This window comes from Psychrobacter sp. FME13, from assembly GCF_014861395.1.
GTDB lineage: Bacteria > Pseudomonadota > Gammaproteobacteria > Pseudomonadales > Moraxellaceae > Psychrobacter.
This window is the reverse complement of the sequence record NZ_RRYV01000229.1, coordinates 1-3,236: the sequence shown is the minus strand read 5'-3', so window position 1 is coordinate 3,236 and position 3,236 is coordinate 1. Positions and strand designations below refer to the sequence as shown.

Sequence of the window (3,236 nt, the reverse complement as noted above, 5' to 3'; positions counted from 1 at the left end):
TAGGCTTAGATGTGTATAGCTCATGGTTGCAATCTCACTTTGGTCGGTGGATAAAAACTTTGATGCTAGCGCATCTAGGTCTTTTTTTCACCTTGCATTTGGTATTGCACTTCATGTGTTAATCTAAGCATTAAAAAAGTGCGTAGGTTGGATAAGCAGCCTGATTTGATTGTTAAGGCTTGATAGTTTTTAGAGCTAATCCTGAAAAGCGTTAAAAAATTGCACTGCAATTTTAGATTATCAAAGACGACTGTTTACAGCCTGACAAAGTTAGGTAGCGACTCAATACCAGTATCAAATACTAGAGTTAAATAAATTCAGGACTAAGAAAATGGCAGGAATTAAAGACTTAAGTAAATTGCTTGATTCGATGCGATGCAGCCAGAGCTTGTAGATGAAGCGTTCGTATTTTGCTCAGTAGCTGATAAGTTAGAACAATATCTTCACCTAGAACCGATAGCTACGTTTAAGGAGCCAGAAGGTCTAACTTTAGTATTAACCAAGCATAAAGCCGAGGAAGCTGGTTTGAACTACGAAGGTGTTTTTCAGCAAATTACTTTAACCGTACATTCAAGCCTAGACACCGTAAGTCTAACCGCAGCAGTGTCAACCAAATTGACCTCAAAAGGTATCAGTGCCAACGTGATCGCTGCCTATTATCATGACCATATATTTGTATCGAATGACAAGGCGGAGCAGGCGCTATCGGCGTTAAAAGAGCTGGGTCATAAATAGACAGTTTGAAATTTTATATTTGCAAATCTGTATCGTTAACGTCTAAATCATTTCTTAATTTCTTTCCGAGCCTCAGCAATCAATTCATGAATCTTAGCACTTTCCTTTAGCACGCAAGCATCATAAGCAGAAAGCGGTTTCGCTTCCTGCTCATCTGTCTGTGCTTGCTTGGCTTTTTCTTCTAGATATTTCTCAAGCTCGTTTTGTTGCTCTTTACCTGTTAAGTCACTCATATTGACTCCTGCTAATGCTTTTTAATCACATATTTTTAAATACTGACGCACCACATTATCCATGCCTTGTTCCAGCGACTCAATCGTAAACGCATGACCAATCGACACCTCAGCGATATCACTAAGCGCGAGCAGCTCAGCCAAATTATCCAAATTCAAATCATGACCAGCATTGACGCGGATACCGTTTTGATTGGCTAGATTGATACAGTCGCTAAAGCGTTGCTTGACCTCATCGAAATCAATATTGTCATCGCTCTTACCATTACTGTAAGCGCGCGCCCATTCTTCGGTATACATCTCGATCGTCTGCACATCACTCTCGATGACCGCTTTGATTTGTTCGATATCAGGGTCAATAAACACCGCACAGCGCGTACCGAACGCTTGCAGCTCTTTGCTTAACGTCGATAAAAACGCATGATGGGTGATGATGTCAAAGCCATGATCTGAAGTCAGCTGATCTTCACTGTCTGGCACGAGCGTGCATTGATGTGGTTTTACTTCACGAATGAGTTTTAAGAATTGCTCGTTTGGGTTGCCTTCGATATTGAACTCAATCTCTGGATAGTCTTTTAAGAATGCACTGATATCATAGACATCTTGGTATCTGATATGACGCTCATCGGGTCTCGGATGTACGGTAAAGCCTTTAACGCCTAGGTCGATCAGCTTTTTTACAAAGTACAGCAGGTTAGGGTAGTCCGTACCGCGGGAGTTACGGATTAAAGCCAATTTATTCAAATTTACGCTAAACAATGTGCTCATAGTATTTCCTTTTTCATTGTTGTTATGGATAGATTTTTGATTGTTAATGGCTAATAAAAATTGTCGCTATCAGCATACTTCTTATTTAATGCCTTTAAAATAGCATAAGTTTCTAAATCTATTTCGCCCGTTGGGTTACGCGGTCGAAAGTGCAACTGAAATGCATAAATGACATCACGACTGGCCTTGTCCCACTCGTCGCTACTGTTAATCTGATAGCCATAATCACGAAACTGCTGCTTAATCTCAGGTATTGTGGCTGCCGCAAACGCTTCTATGTCCATAAACGCAAACTTATCAGCGCCATCATACCAAGCGCCGATAGCATATTGTTTATATAGCTGCTCCCAAGGAAACTTTGCACCGGGGTCTATTTTACGCGAGGGTGCCATGTCTGAATGACCGATGATGTTTTTGGGTGAGATGTCGTATCTTGCCGTGATATCTTGCACCAACTCCGCGACCTTTTTGATCTGTAGCTGGTCAAACGCCACATAATGGTCATAAGGATGATACGCCAGCGTACCGTCTTTTAGCGCATCCTTATATTCAGGCGCAATGCCTACATTGACGATCTCTATACCGATAGAGGTATCGTTTAATATCGTGCGTCCTGCAAACCCGCCATCACCGGCATGCCAAGCGCGCTCGTTCTCTGGTACGAGGTTATAAATTTTATCATCATCATTATCTAACACTAGATAATGGGCGCTGACCTTGCCTGTGGTCAGTGTGTTGATAGATCTTTCATTGTCTGAGACCGTATAGTGCAGGACAATGGTTTTGATGCGTTCGCTTTTGCCAGTGGCTTGATAGGTTTTACCATCTACGATGTAGCTCTTGGTTGTCGCGACGGGAGAGGTCGTGGTCACGCAACCAATCAAGGGCAGCGTTAGGCTAAACGCTAAAAAGATGTTTTTTACCATGAAATGCTCAATAAAAAAGGTGTGCTATAAAGCTCACCTTTTTGTATATACTAGTTAGAATGTTGGTTGTTTTATCGAAAGTACAAAGCTTATACTCGACCATAACGCGATCACATATCAGCCGCACTTACTGCACTCTCAGTATGCTCATCAACTTTTAATAAGCGAACACTATCGAATTCAATGATAATACCCTGTTTCGAGCCATCACCGTCTTTCGATTTAAACTGTCCACCATTTATTGTTGGAACAATTAGCGCTAGATAATAACCTTCAGTTATGTGGCTCTCTTTTATCAATAGTTTTGTGATCTCTTCTAAGCTGAATTTTTTCACTTCATTTGCCTTGTCCGACATAATACACCTCGACAATTTATTCGTTAGCACAAGCTATTTGGTTGCATATCTACATCATATACAGGTGCTGTTTCTTTACCCGAGGGTATGAGGTTGTAGTGAATCGATTCGGTAAACATATATTGCATAGGTTCTAAATCCACTAGTGCATAATTTATTTTTAGGTGGTGTTCTAAAAAGTATGCTGGCATCAGACATAGCCATAATTGACATAGAAG

Annotated in this window: 6 protein-coding genes; 1 reads left to right on the top strand and 5 read right to left on the bottom strand. The window is 41.0% G+C overall.

Annotated elements, in window-relative coordinates; translation table 11 throughout:
* Positions 1–375: 375 nt before the first annotated feature.
* Positions 376–735: an ACT domain-containing protein gene (locus EI164_RS15305; protein WP_263972675.1), complete on the top strand. Its 360-nt coding sequence runs from the start codon at positions 376–378 to the stop codon at positions 733–735.
* Between the two features lie 47 nt (positions 736–782).
* Here EI164_RS15305 and EI164_RS15300 read toward each other — a convergent pair whose 3' ends face one another.
* The 5 genes from EI164_RS15300 to EI164_RS17210 all read right to left on the bottom strand — a co-directional run.
* The gene (locus EI164_RS15300) at positions 783–968 is read right to left on the bottom strand and encodes a hypothetical protein (protein ID WP_192520814.1); all 186 of its coding nucleotides are present in this window, start codon (positions 966–968) and stop codon (positions 783–785) included.
* A 21-nt stretch (positions 969–989) separates the two neighbouring features.
* Positions 990–1,736, bottom strand: a complete 747-nt coding sequence (locus EI164_RS15295; RefSeq protein ID WP_192520813.1) for a pyridoxine 5'-phosphate synthase — start codon at positions 1,734–1,736, stop codon at positions 990–992.
* 50 nt (positions 1,737–1,786) lie between these two features.
* Complete coding sequence (locus tag EI164_RS15290; RefSeq protein WP_192520811.1) at positions 1,787–2,662, bottom strand: N-acetylmuramoyl-L-alanine amidase; 876 nt, start codon at positions 2,660–2,662, stop codon at positions 1,787–1,789.
* 110 nt (positions 2,663–2,772) lie between these two features.
* Positions 2,773–3,018, bottom strand: coding sequence for a hypothetical protein (locus tag EI164_RS15285; RefSeq protein WP_192520809.1), 246 nt, complete (start codon positions 3,016–3,018; stop codon positions 2,773–2,775).
* 23 nt (positions 3,019–3,041) lie between these two features.
* The coding region (locus EI164_RS17210) for a hypothetical protein (protein ID WP_225739345.1) at positions 3,042–3,236 on the bottom strand (195 nt) is incomplete at its 5' end.

Coding starts and splice junctions, on each gene's coding strand:
- EI164_RS15295 (WP_192520813.1), bottom strand. CDS start 1,736: ATGAGCACATTGTTTAGCGTAAATTTGAATAAATTGGCTTTAATCCGT.
- EI164_RS15300 (WP_192520814.1), bottom strand. CDS start 968: ATGAGTGACTTAACAGGTAAAGAGCAACAAAACGAGCTTGAGAAATAT.
- EI164_RS15285 (WP_192520809.1), bottom strand. CDS start 3,018: ATGTCGGACAAGGCAAATGAAGTGAAAAAATTCAGCTTAGAAGAGATC.
- EI164_RS15290 (WP_192520811.1), bottom strand. CDS start 2,662: ATGGTAAAAAACATCTTTTTAGCGTTTAGCCTAACGCTGCCCTTGATT.
- EI164_RS15305 (WP_263972675.1), top strand. CDS start 376: ATGCAGCCAGAGCTTGTAGATGAAGCGTTCGTATTTTGCTCAGTAGCT.